Source organism: Variovorax sp. CF313 (genome assembly GCF_000282635.1).
In the GTDB taxonomy this organism is placed as follows: Bacteria; Pseudomonadota; Gammaproteobacteria; order Burkholderiales; family Burkholderiaceae_C; genus Variovorax.
The window spans coordinates 1-17397 of record NZ_AKIW01000007.1; the positions used below are offsets into that span (position 1 = coordinate 1).

The following is a 17397-nucleotide window of genomic DNA, read 5'->3' on the forward strand; positions in this document are numbered from 1 at the left end:
GTCGCTTCGCCCACCCCCTTGCAGGGGGCAACACCTGCGGCCCGGCAAAGCCGGTTCCGCGGTGTTCCTGGCGTAACTTCCCTTTTTCCTCGTTGACGGTGGCTTGACGGTATGGCTCAGCACATCGCCAGGAAGCGGTTCGGGCAGCACTTCCTGTCCGACGGGGGGATCATCGATGCGATCGTGAGCGAGATCGCACCGCAGCCCGGCGATCCGATGGTCGAGATCGGCCCGGGGCTCGCGGCGCTGACGCAGCCGCTGGTCGAGCGGCTCGGCCGACTGACGGTCATCGAGCTCGACCGTGACCTGGCCAAGCGCCTGCGCGAGCACCCGCAGCTCGATGTCATCGAATCCGACGTGCTGAAGGTGGACTTCGCCGAACTCGCGGCCAGGGCGTCGAAGCCCCTGCGCGTGGTGGGCAACCTGCCCTACAACATCTCCACGCCGATCCTGTTCCACCTGCTGGGCTATGCCCACCTGGTCGCCGACCAGCACTTCATGCTGCAAAAGGAAGTGATCGACCGCATGGTGGCGAAACCCGCCACCTCGGACTACAGCCGCCTGAGCGTGATGCTGCAGTGGCGCTACGAGATGGAAAACGTGCTGTTCGTGCCGCCCGAGAGCTTCGACCCGCCGCCGCGCGTGGACAGCGCCGTGGTGCGCATGGTGCCGCTGGCCGAACCGCCGGCCGTGGATGCGGCGCGGCTCGGCGAGATCGTGCAGGTGGCTTTCAGTCAGCGCCGCAAGATCCTGCGGCACACGCTGGGCAAATGGCTGGAAACGCACGGCTACACAGGCGAATTCGATGCGCAGCGCCGCGCCGAGGAGGTGCCGGTAGCCGAATACGTCACCCTGGCCCAAGCTGTTCCCCCATGAAAAAGCCCCGCAGAAGCGGGGCTTTTTCAATTCCATGGTGCCGCCGATCCGGCTTTGCCGGTCGGCCAGCACCGCCCCCGGAAGGGGGTAGGCGAAGCGACACGAAGTGCGCGCAGCCTGGGGGGTGAACCGATTACGCGGCGGCGAGCCAGTAGCCAGCGTTGAAAGGGCTGCTCATGCGCAGCGCCAGGGGCGACACGTCGACCAGTTTGTCGGTCGGCATTTTTTCACCGGCCGGCTCGGTGCCGGCGGCGGCCGTTGCGGCGGCGTTGGGGTTCACTTCGATGCCATCGAGGGTTTCAGCGTTCGGCTGAGCCTCGTTCGCCCGTTCTGCTTGGCTGGTAGATGCAGAACGGGCTACAGAAAAGAATAGAAGCACCGGAACGGGACCTTGCGGTCGCCCCAGTAGTCCGAGGCGTCGCGGAAGATGTCGAGCAGCTGCTCGCGCGCTTCCTTGTCGAACTTGGCGTTGGCCGGAATCTGCTCCAGGACGATGACGAAACCAGGCTGTGGGCCCGATTTATGCAACGGGTCCGTCATGCAGTCGTACAGCGCGTCGAAGTTCTTCCCGAAGTGGGCCGGGAACGTGAACTGCTGCGCGATCAGGTCGAGCACGTCCTGCTTGGTCTGGGCGTTGCCCAGGTTGGCGTACAGGAAGTGCTGGCCGGCTGCGTTGGCAGCGTCCTGCAGGTCGCTCACGCGGAACGCGCGGATCGATTGCACGATGTTCGGGCGTATGGCACGAAGGGATAAGGTCATCTCCGCTGGTCTTTCCATAGTCATCATCATTTCTTCGGGGCGCTTCGGGGCGCCGCCCAGGTCGTTTTCATCGCTCATGGCGCAATCCGTCTGAAACTCGCATAGTGATCTGCCGTGTACCAGCAGGCCTCGGGCGCCGTGCGCTGCTCGCCGCCGCAGACGATCCGTTGTGCACCACGATTGCGTGAACCGGGCGTCTGCACCGTGTACTCGCGGTAGTGGCCACGGCGCGCCGGCGGCAAAAGACGCTCGCGATTGCCGAACACGGTGCCGTCCTTGTCATGCCGGAAGGGGCCGCCACTGAGGATGGCCTGGTAGGTTCGCTGGCCTTGCACCGGCAAGTCGGACAGTGCAATTGTTTCCTCGGCGGACGTTTTTCCGGCGCCGAACCATCCGCGGGCCTCGGCCCCCGTCGTCAACGCTGCCAGCATCAGGCTGGTGAGCGCAAACTTTGTGAACGAGGACGTGATCGAGGCGTAAGCCGCCATGGGGCACCACAAGAAAAGAGCGGGGGGTTCGAATCGGCGATCAACGTCGGGGTTAACCCGCAAATTCAAGCCCGCGAGTGTGCACCACGCTGGCGAAAATAGCAAGCGACTGCTCAAAGTTTGAGCAGTCGCAAGGGGAGTGAGTGGTACTTTAAGTTGGCGACCACTCTCGCCAAAGGGCCTATCTTTCGGCGTTTGCGTCAGCCACTGTCAAGGCTGTCATGTTCACGATGCGTCGAACAGTCGCGCTGGCCGTGAGAATGTGCACAGGTTTGGCCGCGCCAAGCAGAACCGGGCCGATCGCGATATTGCCGCCAGCCGCCGTCTTGAGCAGGTTGTACGAAATATTGGCGGCATCGATGTTCGGAAATACCAACAGGTTGGCGTCGCCGGCCAGTGCGCTGTGCGGCATGACGATCGCGCGCTGCTTGCTGTCGAGCGCCACGTCGCCGTGCATTTCGCCATCCACCTCGAGCCAGGGGGCCTGCACGCGCAGCAGTTCGAGCGTCTTGCGCATCTTGATGGCGCTGGGCTCGTTGCTGGTGCCGAAGTTGGAGTGCGACAGCAGCGCCGCCTTCGGCTTCAGGCCGAAGCGCATCATTTCCTCGGCCGCCATCGTCGTGATCTCGGCCAGTTCCTCGGGCGAGGGGTCGTAGTTGACGTGCGTGTCGACCAGGAACACCTGGCGGTCCGGCAGGAGCAGGCCGTTCATGCAGGCGTACACCGGCACGTCCTGCGGCGTGCTTTCGCAGCCGCCAGGACGCTTGCCGATCACCTGGTCGATGTAGTGCAGGTGGATCAGCGTGGTGCCCCAGGTGCCGCAGATCATGCCGTCCACCTCGTCCTTGTGCAGCAGCATCGCGCCGATCAGCGTGAGGCGGCGGCGCATCTCGATCTTGGCGGTCTGCACCGTCTGGCCCTTGCGCTCGGTCATGCGATGGTAGGTCTGCCAGAAATCGCGGTAGCGGTGGTCCTGCTCGACGTTGACGATGTCGTAGTCGAGCTCTTCCTTCAGGCGCAGGCCGAACTTCTCGATGCGCTGGGCGATGATGGCCGGGCGGCCGATCAGCGTCGGACGCGCAATGCCCTCGTCGACCACGATCTGCGCGGCGCGCAGAACGCGCTCTTCCTCGCCTTCGCAGTACGCCACGCGCTTCTTCGACGCGCGCCGGGCGCTGTCGAAAATCGGCTTCATCGTGGTGCCCGAGGCATAGACGAAGCTCTGCAGCCTGTCGCGGTAGGCGTCCATGTCCTTGATCGGACGCGACGCCACGCCGCTATCCTCGGCCGCCTTGGCCACGGCGGGCGCGATCTTCATCATGAGACGCGGATCGAAGGGCTTCGGAATCAGGTATTCGGGGCCGAAGGACAGCTTTTCACCGACGTAGGCCGCAGCCACGCGCTCGCTCTGCTCGGCCTGTGCCAGGTCGGCAATGGCGTGCACCGCGGCGATTTCCATCTCGTCGGTGATCGTCGTCGCGCCGCAGTCCAGCGCACCGCGGAAGATGTACGGGAAGCACAGGACGTTGTTGACCTGGTTCGGGTAGTCGGTACGGCCGGTGGCCATGATGACGTCGTCGCGCACCGCATGGGCGTCTTCGGGCGCGATCTCGGGATTCGGGTTCGCCAGCGCGAAGATCACCGGGCGCTTGGCCATCCTGGCGACCATCGCGGGCTTCAGTACGCCGCCGGCCGACAGGCCCAGGAACACGTCGGCGCCCTCGATCACCTCGGCGAGCGTGCGCGCGTCGGTCTTCTGCATGTACTGGCGCTTGTCGTCGTCCATCAGCTCGGTGCGGCCTTCGTAGACCACGCCGGCGAGGTCGGTGACAAACACGTTCTCGCGCTTCAGGCCGACCTTCAGCAGCAGGTTCAGGCAGGCCAGCGCCGCGGCGCCCGCGCCCGAAGCGACCAGCTTGACTTCCTCGATCTTCTTGCCCGCCACCTTCAGTCCGTTGACCATGGCGGCAGCCACCGTGATGGCCGTGCCGTGCTGGTCGTCGTGGAACACCGGGATCTTCATGCGCTTGCGCAGCTCGCGCTCGACGTAGAAGCAGTCCGGGGCCTTGATGTCTTCGAGGTTGATGGCGCCGAAGGTCGGCTCCAGCGACGCGATGATGTCGACCAGCTTGGCCGGGTCCTTCTCGTCGATCTCGATGTCGAACACGTCCACGCCGGCAAATTTCTTGAAGAGAACGCCCTTGCCTTCCATCACCGGCTTGGACGCCAGCGGGCCGATGTCGCCCAGGCCCAGCACGGCGGTGCCGTTGCTGATGACGGCCACGAGGTTGCCGCGCGAGGTGTACTTGAACGCGTTGGCCGGGTCCTTGACGATTTCCTCGCAGGGCGCGGCAACGCCGGGCGAATAGGCCAGCGACAGGTCGCGCTGGTTGATCATCTGCTTGGTCGCCGCGATGGCGATCTTGCCGGGCACGGGAAACTCGTGGTACTCGAGGGCTGCACGTCGCAACTCGGCGCGTTTGTCTTCGGGCGTGGGAGTCGATGAGGTCGAGGGGGTCGAATCTGACATGTGCCGTAGCTCCTGGTGGCGCTTCTTCTGGGGGCGCCGATTGTAGACCTCGCTGCGCACCGGCCATACGTCGCATGGCCGGTGGTAGCCATGGCGAAAAGCCGGGTGCGCCGTCAAACCGGTGTGGCAATATGCACGGTTCGGACAAAACCTGAAAAAACGAGGAGCGACCATGGCACTGATGGATTTCATCAAGAAGCAGTTCATCGACATCATCCAGTGGACCGAGACCGGCGACGGCACGCTGGCCTGGCGCTTCCCGATGGCCGAGATGGAAATCCAGAACGGCGCCTCGCTCACCGTTCGCGAATCGCAGGTTGCCGTCTTCGTCAACGAAGGCAAGGTGGCCGACGTGTTCGGCCCCGGCATGTACAAGCTCACGACGCAGACGCTGCCCGTGCTCACGTACCTGAAGAACTGGGACAAGCTCTTCGAGTCCCCCTTCAAGAGCGACGTCTATTTCTTCAGCACCCGCCAGCAGGTCGACCAGAAGTGGGGCACGCCCCAGCCGATCACCATCCGCGACAAGGACTTCGGCGCCGTGCGCCTGCGCGCCTTTGGCAACTACAGCTTCCGCATCGGCGACGCCAAGGCCTTCCACACCGAGATCTCCGGCACGCGCGACATCTATTCGGTGGCCGACCTCGACGGCCAGTTGCGTGGGCTGGTACTGCAGAACATCAGCAACGCCATCGCTTCGAGCGGCGTGCCCTTCCTCGACCTCGCGGCCAACCAGATCCAGTTTGCGCAGGCGCTCGCCGCGCAGCTGGTGCCCGAGTTCGGGAAGATCGGCATCAAGCTCGAGAACATCACGGTGCAGAACGTCTCGCTGCCCGAAGAGCTGCAGAAGATCCTCGACCAGAAGATCGGCATGGGCATGGTCGGCAACGACATGGGCAAGTTCATGCAGTACCAGACCGCGCAGGCCATTCCCAAATTCGCAGAAGGCGCCGCTGGCGGCAGCGGCATCGCGGGCGACGCGATGGGCCTGGGTGCCGGCGTGGCGCTCGGCCAGGTGCTGGCGCAGAACCTCGCGCAGGGCCTGAGCCCGAATGCGGCCGCCCAAGCTGCGGCGACGCAGCAGCAGCCGGCCGTGGCCGTGGTGAGCCCCACCGACGTGATGACCACGCTCGAGAAGCTCGGCGAACTCAAGGCCAAGGGCATCCTCACGCAGGAAGAGTTCGACGCCAAGAAGGTGGAACTCCTCAAAAAGCTCGTCTGACCCCAGTATTGGTCTAACCTCCAGGCTTCGCGCACTTCGTGTCGCTTCTCCTCCCCCCTTGCAGGGGGCAACACCGACGGCCCGGCAAAGCCGGTTCCGTGGTGTTTCCCGCAACTGCATCCGTGGTTACAGCCGTCGATCTCCTGAGCCGCCATGGCTGAGGAAACCGGCAACCAACGCTACTACCGCGCGCCCTGCCCTGGCTGCGGCGCGCCCGTCGAATTCCGCTCGGCGCAGTCGACGCACGCGGTCTGCCCCTACTGCCAGAGCACCGTCGTGCGACAGGGCGACACGCTCGCGCGCACCGGCAAGATGGCCGAGCTGTTCGACGACTTCAGCCCGCTGCAGCTGTTCGCCGCCGGCCGCATCCAGGACAAGCCCTTCACGCTGATCGGCCGGTTGCAGTACACCTACCCCGGCGGCCGCTGGACCGAGTGGATCGCCGCGCTCGACGGCGACCGCACCGGCGTGCTCAGCGAGGACAACGGTGCCTACGTCTTCGCGCTGCCCTTCGACCTGCAGCGCACCGCACCGCCCTGGAACGAACTGCGCGTGGGCGCCACCACCGCCTTCGCGGGCCAGAGCTACGCCGTCACCTCGAACGAGCAGGTGGCGCTGACCTCCGCGCAGGGCGAACTGCCGCACCTGCCCGAGCTCGGCCGTTCCTTCGCGATGGTCGAGCTGCGCAACGACAAGGGCCTGGTCCTCAGCATCGACTACGGCACGCAGCCGCCCGCGAGCTACCTCGGCCGATCGGTGCAGCTCGAAGACCTGCAGCTCACCGGCCTGCGCGAGGAATCCGCAAAGGACGAAAAGGGCCGCAGCTTCAACTGCCCCAACTGCGGCTCGCCCGTCACCGTCAACCTCGCCGACAGCAAGAGCATCACCTGCCGCTCGTGCAACAGCATCATCGACCTGTCGCAAGGCATCGGCGGCGAGCTCAAGCACGCCACGCAGGACGAGCCCGTGCGCCCGCTCATCGCGCTTGGCAGCATGGGCCAGCTGCAGGGCGCGCAGTGGCAGGTGGTCGGCTTCCAGCACCGCATGGGCAGCGCGCCCGGCGACGACGAGTTGTTCGGCTGGGACGAGTACCTGCTCTACAACAAGAAGCGCGGCTTCAGCTTCCTGGTGGACGCCGAGGACGGCTGGAGCATGGTCAAGCCGACCACCGGCGCGCCCGTGATGGCCGAGAGCGGCAACACCGCCACCTACCTCAACAAGCGCTACCAGCAGCAGTACGCCTACAACGCCGAGACCACCTACGTGGCGGGCGAGTTCTACTGGCAGGTCGAGCGCGGGCAGAAAACCTTCAACCGCGACTTCGCCAGCGGCGGCGCACTGCTGTCGATGGAGCGCTCGGCCAACGAACTCACGTGGTCGTCGGGCAGCAAGCTCGACAGCGGCCTGGTGGCCACCGCCTTCAAGCTCGACGCGCGCAAGGACATGTTCAAGCGCACCGACGCGCTGCCCGTGAGTGCCGCATCCGGCATGGGCTGCGGCACCATCGTCCTCATCGTCGTCGTGATCATCATCGTGCTGATCATCATGAGCACCTGCAGCAGTACCAGCGGCTCCACGGGCGGTTACCGCAGCTCGGGCGGGTCATACGGCGGCTATTCGAGTGGCGGCGGGCACAAATGACCGCCCCCCAGGCTTCGCGCACTTCGTGTCGCTTCGCCTTCCCCCTCACCGGGGGCAACACCTGCAGCCCGGCGAAGCCGGTTCTGCGGTGTTCCCCGACTTGGGGGGCGCCAGTTCTGGCGCGCGTTGTGCGGTGACTGGGTGCAAACTGAATCAACTTTGACTGGAGGTCCTCATCATGGGATTTGAATGGCTGAAACCGGGCGTGGTCCTTGGATCGCTCGTGTATGCGCTGATCGGCGTCCTGGTCTTCTGGCTCTGCTTCCTGATCATCGACAAGATCACGCCGTATGACCTGTGGGGCGAGATCGTCGAGAAGCAGAACGTGGCGCTGGGGCTGGTGGTTGCCGCGATGAGCCTCGGCATCAGCATCATCGTCGCCGCAGCAATCCATTGAGCGACGCGGCCCTGCCCGCGCGCACCCCGGATGCGCGGGGGCCGCAACCCGTGGAGATCGCGCTGCTCGCCAGCGTGTTCGTGGTCGCCGCCTGCGGGCTTGTCTACGAATTGAGCGCGGCCGCGCTGAGCAGCTACCTGCTCGGCGACTCGGTGCTGCAGTTCAGCACCATCATCGGCACCTACCTGTTCGCGATGGGTGTGGGCTCATGGCTCTCACGCTATTTCGAGCGGCAGCTGCCGGCGCACTTCCTTCGCATCGAACTGATGGTGGCGCTGATCGGCGGTGCGCTGCCGGCGATCCTGTTCCTCGCGAATGCGTACGTGCCGAGCGCCTTCCGGCTGCTGCTGTACGGCCTCGTGACGGTCGTGGGCACGCTGGTGGGGCTCGAGATTCCGCTGGTGATGCGCATCCTGAAGCGCAACATCGTGCTCAAGAACCTCGTGTCGCAGGTGCTCACCTTCGACTACCTCGGCGCGCTCGCGGTGTCGGTGGCGTTCCCGCTCGTCCTCGTGCCGCAGCTCGGCATGATCCGCACCGGCCTGCTGTTCGGCTTCATGAACGCGGCCGTGGCGGTGTGGGCGCTGTGGTTGTTCCGGCATGAACTGCGCCGCGTCGGCGCGCATGCGGTCGCGTGCTTTCTCGCGCTGGCCGCGCTGGTCGCGGCCTTCGCCTGGGCCGATCACATCACCACGCTGGCCGAGGACAAGTTCTACCAGGACCGCATCGTCTTCAGTGCCACCTCGCCCTACCAGCGCATCGTCGTCACGCGGGGGCTGCTCGGGCACCGGCTGTTCCTCAACGGCAACCTGCAGTTCGCCGAGCGCGACGAGTACCGCTATCACGAGGCGCTCGTGCATCCGGTGATGGCCGCGCAGGGCGCGCCGAAGAAGGTCGCGGTGCTGGGCGGCGGCGATGGCATGGCGGTGCGCGAGATTCTCAAGTACCCCTCGGTCGAGTCGGTCACGCTCGTGGAGCTCGACCCGAACATGACCCAACTCTTCACCGAGCACGAGACCCTGGCCGCGCTCAACGGCCACTCGCTCTCGTCGCCCAAGGTGAAGATCGTCAACACCGACGCCTTCCAGTGGCTGCAGCAGCCCGGGGACACCTTCGACGTCATCGTGGTGGACTTTCCCGATCCGACCAACTTCGCCATCGGCAAGCTCTACACCAACAGCTTCTACGCGCTGCTCGAGAGGCGCCTTTCGGCCAGCGGCTATGCGGTGATCCAGACCACCTCGCCGCTGGTGGCGCGCAAGAGCTACTGGACCGTGGCCACCACCGTCGAATCGGTGGGCCTGCGTGCCACGCCGTACCACGCGCATGTGCCGAGCTTCGGCGAATGGGGCTACATCATCGCGAGCCGGCGGCCCTACCGCATGCCCGATGCGCTGCCTTCGGGCCTGCGCTTCCTCTCGCCTTCCACCTTGCCGCTGATGTTCGACTTTCCGCTCGACATGGCGCGCGTGCCGGCCGAAGTGAACCGGCTGTCGAACCAGACCCTTGTCACCACCTACGAGCAGGAGTGGGGCAAGGTGATGGCGCACTAGCTGAGTCATGCAACGGCGCGAATTTCTCGGAATGGCGGCAGGCGCGCTGGCGCTTGCCGGCTGCGAGGCGCCGCCAACGCCCGTCGAAGGTGGCTTCACCGGCATCGACATGGCGCGCGGCCACGCGATGCGCGATGGCGCGCTCAAGAGCCAGGCGCCCGCCGTCGTGAAGCGCACGCGCGTGGTGATCGCAGGCGGCGGCGTCGCGGGCCTTGCGGCTGCACGCGCCCTGCGGCTCTCGGGCATCGACGACTTCACGCTGCTCGAGCTCGAGGACACCGCCGGCGGCAACGCACGCGGCGGCGTGGTCAACGGCATCGCCTGCCCGCTCGGTGCGCACTACCTGCCCGTGCCGGGCGACGACGCGCGCGAAGTGCAGGACCTGCTCGAGGAACTCGGCCTGCGCCGCCGCGTGGCGGGCCGCTGGGAATACGACGAGGCCACGCTCTGCCACAGCCCGCAGGAGCGCCTGTTCTTCCGCGGCGAGTGGCAGGACGGCCTGTTGCCCATGCACGGCGTGGGCGAAGGCTCGCTCGCGCAGTACCGCAAGTTCGCGCAGCGCATCGATGCGCTGCAGCACGCGGCGCATTTTGCGATTCCCACGCTCAAGGTCGCCGTCACGCCCGAGCTGCTGGCGCTCGACGCCATCACCTTCGCGGGCTGGCTCGAGAGCGAAGGATTCAGCGACGCGCAGCTGCGCTGGTATCTCGACTACTGCTGCCGCGACGACTACGGCGCAGGCATCGAACACGTCTCGGCCTGGGCCGGCATCCATTACTTCGCGAGCCGCCACGGCTTCCATGCGCCCGGCGATCCCACCGGCAGCGTCAACGATTCGAGCCCCGAGCGCGACGGCATCCTCACCTGGCCCGAAGGCAACGGCTGGCTCACGAAGCAGCTGGCCAGGCCGCTCGGCGACCGGCTGCGCACCGGTCAGGTCGTCACGCGCATCGCCGAGGTGCGCGATGGCGTCGAGGTCGACGCGTGGGATGCGGCCACGAAATCGCTCGTGCGCTGGCAGGCCCAGCGCTGCATCGTCGCGCTGCCCGTGTTCATCGCCGCGCGCGTGGTCGAGAACCCGCCGGCCGTGCTGAAGAACGCCGCGGCCCACGTGCGCTACGCGCCCTGGCTCGTGGCCAACATTCACCTGCGCGGCCCGCTGGCCGACCGCCATGGCGCAGCGCCGAGCTGGGACAACGTGATCCACGGCACGCGCGGCCTCGGCTACGTCGACGCGCGGCACCAGTCGCTCGACCCCACGCCGCGCGGCACCGTCCTCAGCTGGTACCGCCCCCTGGGGCCGAGCGGCTACGACGCGACGGACGGTCGCAAGCTGCTGCTCGATCGACCGTGGAGCGGCTGGCGCGACGACCTGCTCGCAGAGCTGTCGGTGCCGCACCCCGACCTGCCTTCGCTCGCCACGCGCATCGACGTCACGCGCTATGGGCACGCCATGTCCATCCCCAAACCGGGGCTGCTGGCGCAGATCGGCTCGCAGCGCACGGCACAGGACGCGGCGCACCGCGGCAGCGTCGTCGCGGGACGCCTGTCGTTCGCGCATGCCGACTGGTCGGGCTACTCGATCTTCGAGGAGGCGTTCACGCGTGGGCACCTCACGGGAATGCGCGTGGCGGCGGCATGAGGCGTCCGAGGTGCAGTCACGCCGACGGGGTGCTGCGCAGCGAAATAAAGGAGGAGGCCGCAGGCCGGTGGACATTCGCGGAGGGGGCACCCGGTGTCCTTCGCACTCACCCTGAAAAAACACCCAGCAAAGCAAACGCACCATGAATCCTTGAAATGGCCCCGGCGCAGCCCCGTGCAGTTTTCACGCGGACTTCACATACGGCGCCATTGCTTCACAGACGGTCGGCAAACTCGCGAACGCCAACAAGAACATCGGGGGAGCTTCCATGCTTCAAGTCGCCAACAGAAAACTCGCGTCGCTCAGCGACGTGCTCTTCACCGGGCTGGGCCGCGTGCTCGGCTTCCTGCGTCCGCTGGCCCGCGGGCTCATCGGTTCCTGGCGGCCGCCGGGCTGGCTGCGCATTGCCGGCGCCTTCGTGCTGCTCGGATTGCAGTGGCTGCAGCAGCGGTTGGCGTGGCTGGTGCTGCTCCTCCTATTGGTGCTGGCCGGTTGGATGGCGAGCCCCCATGTGCTGAAGTGGTGGCACGGCCTCACGCCCGACCGCGTCGAGCCCGTCGTCGCCACCGCGAAGACCGAGCCGCCGCAACGTACGCAGATCGAGCTCGACAAGGGGCCGAACCCCTTCGTCATGAACTTCTCCGCCTCGGTCGCGCCCATTGCGCGCATCGGCCAGGAGGCCACCGGCGTCACCATCGAGCCCGCCATTGCCGGCCGCTGGAGCTGGACCAAACAGAACCGCCTCGAATTCCTGCCCGTGCAGGACTGGCCCATCGGCCAGCCCTACAAGGTGCAGATCGCCGGCAACGCGCTCGCGCCGCACATCGAGATGGCGCAGCGCAAGTACGAGTTCACCTCGCCCGAATTCACAGCCCAGATCGCCAGCGCCGAGTTCTACCAGGACCCGGTGCAGGCCAACGTACGCCGCGCGCTTTTCCAGGTGCGCTTCTCGCACCCCGTCAACACGGCCGAGTTCGAAAAGCGCCTGGTGCTGACCTACGACCAGCCCTGCAGCAGCTCGATCTTCAGCGTCGGCAAGTGCGCGAGCGAGAAGTTCACGGTCAGCTACGACAAGCTGCGCCTCAATGCCACCCTGCAGTCGGAGCCGCTGCCGATTCCCGAGAAGACGCGTCCAGCGATTCTCAGCCTCACGGCTGGCACGGTCGCGCAGAAGGGCGGTCCCGCGCTGCGCAACGACCAGTCCCGCGCGGTCGACATCCCCGGCCTCTTCAGCCTGGCCATCGCCGGCATCGAGCCCACCATCGTCACCGGCGAGAACGGCGAACCCGAGCACGTGATGCACGTCACCGCCTCGATGCCGGTGCACGAACGCGAAATGGCGCGCGTGCTGCAGGCTTGGCTGCTGCCGGCCACGGAAGAAGCCAAGGGCGATCCCGACGACAAGTTCGACTGGTCGGCCGAGCCCGCGAAGATCACCGACGCCGTGCTGCGCCGCGCGAAGAAGATCAGCCTGCAGCCCATCGCCAGCGAGCGCGAAGTGACCGAGATGGTCAGCTTCCGCATGCCGCAGGCCGAGGGCGGGCGCTACCTGCTGGTGCGCGTGGCCAAGGGCCTGAAGACGCCCGGCGGCTACCAGCTCGGCGCGGCGCGCCAGGACGTGCTGCTGCTCAAGACCTTCGCGCCCGAGCTCACCATCATGAGCCAGGGCTCGCTGCTCGCGCTGTCGGGCGAGCGCAAGCTGCCGATCCTGGTGCGCGACCTGCCCGGCATCCGCCTCGAAATCGGCCGCCTGCTGCCGCAGCAGCTGCAGCACCTGGTGACGCAGACCAATGGTGATTTCGCGCATCCGCAGTTCTACGGCGGCCTGCAGTCGGACAACCTCGTCGACCGCTTCCAGAAGGAGATCCCGCTCAGCATCCCCGCCGGCAAGGCGCACTACGAGACCGTCGACTTCGCCGAGTACCTGCGCAGCGACGCGTCCGACCGGCGCGGCGTGTTCCTGCTCAAGGTACAGGGCTACGACCCCAAGGCCAAGAAGAAGCCCGAAGGCGATGCGCAAGCCCAACCCGAGGACGAACAGCAGCAGTCCCCGGACGAGGAAGAAGGCAACGGCGAGGGCGGCAACCCCGAGCAGCAGCTCGACCAGCGCCTCGTGCTCGTCACCGACCTGGGCATCGTCGCCAAGAAGTCGCTCGACGGTACGCGCGACGTGTTCGTGCAGAGCATTGCCAACGGACAGCCCGTGGCCGGTGCACTGGTCGAAGTGTGGGGCCGCAACGGCATGATCGTGGCGTCGCAGGCCACCGACGCGACGGGCGCGGCCAAGCTGCCCAACCTCGCCGGCTACCAGCGCGAGAAGGCACCGGTGGTGCTGGTCGTGCGCAAGGACGGCGACCTGAGCTTCCTGCCCTTCAACCGCAGCGACCGCACGCTGGACATCTCGCGCTTCGACGTCGGCGGCCTGCGCGCGGCCGGCGTGCCGAACCAGATGACGGCCTACGTCTTCAGCGATCGCGGCATCTACCGCCCGGGCGACACGATGCACATCGCGATGATGGTGAAGGCCGGCAACTGGGCCACCTCGCTGCGCGACCTGCCGCTCGAAGCCGAGATCATCGACGCGCGCGGCCTCAGCGTGCGCCGCGAGAAGCTCAAGCTCGGCCCCGGCGGCGCCGCGGAAATCGCCCACACCACGCAGGACAGCTCGCCGACCGGCAACTACACCGTCAACCTCTACCTGCCGCGCGAATCGTCGCCCGGCACGCCCGAGGTCGAAGGCCTGCTGATCGGCAGCACCACCGTGAAGGTGCAGGAGTTCCTGCCCGACCGCACCAAGGTCACGGCCAAGCTCAGCAGCGAAGTGGCCGAAGGCTGGGTCAAGCCCAAGGACCTGAAGGCGCTGATCGACGTGCAGAACCTCTTCGGCACGCCCGCGCCCGACCGCAAGGTGGAAGGCACGCTCACGCTGAGCCCCGGCTTCCCGGTGTTCCGCGCGTTCACCGACTACGCCTTCTTCGATCCGCAGCGCGCTGCCGACAGGCAGGCCGACGATCTGGGCAGCGTGCAGACCAGCGCCGACGGCAAGGCCGAGTTCGACCTGCGCCTGTCGCGCTTCGACGCCGCCACCTACCAGGTGCACGTGCTGGCCAAGGCCTTCGAGCCCGAGGGTGGGCGCAGCGTGTCGGCCGAGGCGCAGACGCTGGTGAGCGACATGCCCTACCTTGTCGGCGTGAAGGTCGACGGCGACGTCGGCTACGTGAGCAAGGGCGCCGCTCGCAGTGCCACCGTGATCGCGATCGACCCGCAGGCCAGGAAGACAGCCGTGCCCGGCCTGAAGATCGAACGCGTCGAACGCAAGGTGCTGTCGGTGCTCATCAAGCAGGACAGCGGCCTGTACCGCTACGAGTCGCGCCGCAAGGAGATCGTGCTCGACGAGAAGCCCTTCGCCATCGTTGCCGCCGGCAACACCGTGGCGCTGGACACCGGCGCCCCCGGCAACTTCGCCTACGTGGTGCGCAACGCCGACGGGCTGGAGCTCAACCGCGTGGAATACAGCGTGGCCGGCAACGCCAACGTCTCGCGCTCGCTCGACCGCAATGCCGAACTGCAGCTCACGCTCGACCGCAAGGACTACGAGCCCGGGCAGGAGATGGCGGTGAGCATCCGCGCGCCCTACGTGGGCGCCGGCCTCATCACCATCGAGCGCGACAAGGTTTACGCCCATGCATGGTTCAAGACCGACAAGACCGCCTCGGTGCAGAAGATCGTGCTGCCCAAGGACTTCGAGGGCACCGGCTACATCAACGTGCACTTCGTGCGCGACCCGGCCTCGGACGAGGTCTACATGAGCCCGCTGTCGTACGGCGTCGTGCCCTTCGCCACCGCGCTGACCAAGCGCACCGCCAACCTGCAGCTCACCAGCAGCGAACTGGTGAAGCCGGGCCAGACCGTGAAGATGAAGCTCACCAGCGACAAGCCCACGCGCGCCGTGGTCTTCGCGGTGGACGAGGGCATCCTGCAGGTGGCGCGCTACAAGACGCCCGATCCGCTCAAGCACTTCTTCCAGAAGCGCGCGCTCGAAGTCGGCACGCTGCAGACGCTCGATCTGATCCTGCCGGAGTTCAAGAAGCTCATGCAGGGCGCCGCGCCCGGCGGTGACGGCGAAGGCGAACTCGGCAAGCACCTGAACCCGTTCAAGCGCAAGCGCGACAAGCCGGTGGCCTTCTGGTCGGGGCTGGTGGATGTGAACGGCAGCCGCGAGTTCAGCTACGCCGTGCCCGAGAGCTTCAACGGCAGCCTGCGCGTGATGGCCGTCGCGGTGAACGACGAGACCACCGCCGCCAAGAGCACCCGCACCGTGGTGCGCGGCGACATGGTGATCCTGCCCAACGCACCGCTCGCAATGGCGCCCGGTGACACGGTCGAAGTGGGCGTGGGCCTCGCGAACAACATCGTGGGCTCGGGCAAGGAAGTGCCCATTGCGCTCACGCTCACCGCCTCCGGCGGGCTCGAAGTGGTGGGCGATGCCACACAGACGCTCAAGGTCAACGAGCGCGGCGAGGCGAGCACGAAGTTCAGCGTGCGCGCCAAGCCGGGCGAGCAGGCCGTGCTGGGTTCTTCGGCGCTGGTGTTCACGTCGACGCACAAGAACTTCAACGCGCGCCTGTCGACCGAAGTGAGCGTGCGGCCTGCATCGCCCTTCGTCACGCTGGTGCAGGCCGGCAGCTTCCAGCGCGCGGGAGAAATCTCGAGCCAGGCCGACCTGTACCCGAACTTCCGCCAGAGCGACGTGGCCGTGTCGGCCGCGCCGTGGTCCTTTGCCACCGGCCTCATGCAGTACCTGGAGGCCTACCCGCACGGCTGCACCGAGCAGATCACGAGCCAGACCTTCCCGGCAGTGCTGCTCTCGGGCCGTCCCGAGCTGGTGAAGGAAATGGCGCGCGGGCGCACGGCCGAGCAGGGCCCGCTGCCCGAGGCGCGCAAGACCTTCGAGCGCTACCTCGTGCAGCTGCGCGCACGGCAGACGGCCGACGGCGGCTTCTCGCTGTGGCCCGGTGCGGGCACCGACGCCTTCGCCACGCTGTACGCCGTGCACCTGCTGGTCGAGGCCAAGGACCACAAGCTGCCCGTGCCGCAAGACCTGCTGCAGAAGGCCAACGCCTACTTGCAGGGCTGGCTCGGCAGCGGCGACGCATCGCTCGACGGCTGGCGCCAGCGCACGCAGGCGGCCTACCTGCTGACGCGCCAGGGCATCATCGCGCCGGCCGCACTGGCCAACCTGCGCGAAGCATGGCGCGGCAAGCAGACGCAGGGCTGGAGCGACGACCTCGGCGCCGTCTACCTTGCCGCGAGCTACCAGCTCGTGAAGCAGGAGCAGGTGGCCAACGAGCTGCTCAACCCGGTGTGGGCCGACCTGCTCGCGCGCACCGAGAAGAAGCAGCGCCGCAACGTCTGGGGCACCTACTACGACCCGCTGGTGCACGACAGCATGACGCTGCACCTCGTGGGCCGCCACTTCCCGTCGCGCCTGAAGATGCTGAAGCCCGCAGTATGGGAAGGCATGGGCGCGATGGTGCGCGACGGCTGGTACAACAGCCTGTCGTCGGCCTCGATGCTGCTCGCGGTCGACTCGTACTTCGAGGCCGTGGGACAGAACGTGGAAGGCAAGCTCACGGCGAGCACCGTCAATGCACAGGGCCAGGCCGCCGCACTCGCGCTGGGCGTGGTCAACCCGATCACGCGCGCCGCGGTGCCGGCCGGCACGGCGAAGCTGAAGCTGTCGAACGACAGCGACTTCAACCTGTACTACAGCTGGGCCGAACAGGGCTTCGAGCGCAATGTGCCTGCCACCGCGGTGAACAAGGGCCTCGAGATCTTCCACGAAGTGCTCGATGCCAAGGGCAACCCGGTCACCAAGGCGAAGCTCGGCGAGGAGGTCACGGTGCGGGTGCGCGTGCGCAGCCTGGAGCGGGCGAACATCAACGACGTGGCGCTGGTCGACGTGCTGCCCGGCGGGCTGGAGCCGGTGCTGCAGGCCGTGGGCGACGACGACGATGCGAATGCCGACGCGCCGATCTGGAAGAAGCGCCTCGGTGGCGGCGGCTCGTGGAAGGTGCAGTACGCGGACATCCGCGAAGACCGCGTCGTGTTCTACGGCAGCGTCAACAAGGACCTGCTCGAAGTGACCTACAAGGCGCGCGCCACCAACGTGGGCGACTACGTGGTGCCGGCCGCTTACGGCGAGGCGATGTACGACCGGCGCGTGTTCTCGCGCTCGGCCGGCGCGCGCTTCCAGGTGGTGGCGAATTGATCATGACGCGCTCGCGCC

At 66.9% G+C, this 17397-nt stretch carries 11 protein-coding genes; 7 read left to right on the forward strand and 4 right to left on the reverse strand.

Features of this window, described 5'->3' with window-relative positions:
• Window positions 1-111: 111 nt before the first annotated feature.
• Window positions 112-876 carry a 16S rRNA (adenine(1518)-N(6)/adenine(1519)-N(6))-dimethyltransferase RsmA gene (gene rsmA, locus PMI12_RS02010; protein WP_007828527.1) on the forward strand — a complete coding sequence of 255 codons (765 nt, stop codon included), beginning with the start codon at window positions 112-114 and terminating at the stop codon, window positions 874-876.
• A 133-nt stretch (window positions 877-1009) separates the two neighbouring features.
• Here the strand turns inward: rsmA and PMI12_RS29310 are convergent, their stop codons facing one another.
• The 4 genes from PMI12_RS29310 to PMI12_RS02025 form a co-directional block, all read right to left on the reverse strand.
• A complete protein-coding gene (locus PMI12_RS29310; protein ID WP_162130814.1) occupies window positions 1010-1156 on the reverse strand; it encodes a hypothetical protein in 147 nt (48 codons plus the stop codon).
• Window positions 1157-1233: 77 nt separating this feature from the next.
• Window positions 1234-1659 (reverse strand): barstar family protein, encoded by a 426-nt coding sequence (locus PMI12_RS02015; RefSeq protein WP_086012087.1) that lies wholly within the window; start codon window positions 1657-1659, stop codon window positions 1234-1236.
• A 50-nt stretch (window positions 1660-1709) separates the two neighbouring features.
• Window positions 1710-2123 (reverse strand): ribonuclease domain-containing protein, encoded by a 414-nt coding sequence (locus PMI12_RS02020; RefSeq protein WP_007828532.1) that lies wholly within the window; start codon window positions 2121-2123, stop codon window positions 1710-1712.
• 181 nt (window positions 2124-2304) lie between these two features.
• Window positions 2305-4653 carry an NADP-dependent malic enzyme gene (locus PMI12_RS02025; RefSeq protein ID WP_007828534.1) on the reverse strand — a complete coding sequence of 783 codons (2349 nt, stop codon included), beginning with the start codon at window positions 4651-4653 and terminating at the stop codon, window positions 2305-2307.
• 172 nt (window positions 4654-4825) lie between these two features.
• Between PMI12_RS02025 and PMI12_RS02030 the strand changes: the two genes are divergently transcribed.
• From PMI12_RS02030 to PMI12_RS02055, 6 genes are all read left to right on the forward strand, one after another.
• The gene (locus PMI12_RS02030) at window positions 4826-5875 is read left to right on the forward strand and encodes an SPFH domain-containing protein (RefSeq protein WP_007828536.1); all 1050 of its coding nucleotides are present in this window, start codon (window positions 4826-4828) and stop codon (window positions 5873-5875) included.
• 153 nt (window positions 5876-6028) lie between these two features.
• Complete coding sequence (locus PMI12_RS02035; protein WP_007828538.1) at window positions 6029-7516, forward strand: DUF4178 domain-containing protein; 1488 nt, start codon at window positions 6029-6031, stop codon at window positions 7514-7516.
• Window positions 7517-7694: 178 nt separating this feature from the next.
• Window positions 7695-7913 (forward strand): DUF350 domain-containing protein, encoded by a 219-nt coding sequence (locus PMI12_RS02040; protein ID WP_007828540.1) that lies wholly within the window; start codon window positions 7695-7697, stop codon window positions 7911-7913.
• Window positions 7910-9466, forward strand: coding sequence for a polyamine aminopropyltransferase (locus tag PMI12_RS02045; RefSeq protein ID WP_007828542.1), 1557 nt, complete (start codon window positions 7910-7912; stop codon window positions 9464-9466). The genes PMI12_RS02040 and PMI12_RS02045 overlap by 4 nt, the downstream gene beginning before the upstream one ends.
• 7 nt (window positions 9467-9473) lie before the next feature.
• The gene (locus PMI12_RS02050; RefSeq protein ID WP_042672656.1) at window positions 9474-11108 is read left to right on the forward strand and encodes an FAD-dependent oxidoreductase; all 1635 of its coding nucleotides are present in this window, start codon (window positions 9474-9476) and stop codon (window positions 11106-11108) included.
• Window positions 11109-11376: 268 nt separating this feature from the next.
• Window positions 11377-17379 carry an alpha-2-macroglobulin family protein gene (locus tag PMI12_RS02055; RefSeq protein WP_007828546.1) on the forward strand — a complete coding sequence of 2001 codons (6003 nt, stop codon included), beginning with the start codon at window positions 11377-11379 and terminating at the stop codon, window positions 17377-17379.
• Window positions 17380-17397: the final 18 nt, after the last annotated feature.